This is a genomic window from Bariatricus sp. HCP28S3_D3 (assembly GCF_052065755.1).
Taxonomy (GTDB): Bacteria; Bacillota; Clostridia; order Lachnospirales; family Lachnospiraceae; genus Allocoprococcus.
This window is the reverse complement of sequence record NZ_JBQHTK010000113.1, coordinates 1-377: the sequence shown is the minus strand read 5'-3', so window position 1 is coordinate 377 and position 377 is coordinate 1. Positions and strand designations below refer to the sequence as shown.

The 377-nt window shown below is 37.9% G+C and carries 1 protein-coding gene; it reads right to left on the bottom strand.

Annotation, left to right across the window (positions count from 1 at the left end; all coding sequences use genetic code 11):
• Positions 1-233 (bottom strand): group II intron maturase-specific domain-containing protein (locus tag ACTNB3_RS17955; RefSeq protein ID WP_441027326.1); only part of this gene is annotated, 233 nt, incomplete at its 3' end.
• Positions 234-377 lie beyond the last annotated feature (144 nt).

The window sequence follows — 377 nt, the reverse complement described above, 5'->3', positions numbered from 1 at the left end:
CCCACCTTTGACATATGATGTCGCCTTCGGTGCTTCTTGTTATACCATCTTGCAAAGGAGCAGATAATGTACCAGTCTAGTGCCTGCATCCATTTTTCATTTGTCTTAGTAAAATAGTAATTCTTCCATCCTATGATTTTAGGATTCAGATTCTTTATTAAATCTTCTTCTTTTGCAACTAGCAGGCTTCGATTGTTTACATTCCTTTTGATTTCTGCTTTCATTTTCTTCATGGCTTTTCTGCTAGGGTACTGATAGCTTATACGCTGTCGTCTCGCAAAATAAAGTTCCTGTCTCCTGCACAAAAACAGCGAATTATTATATCAGTTCCATAATGATGTCTCTTTGTACGTGCCTGTAATTACGGCGCGCTTTTT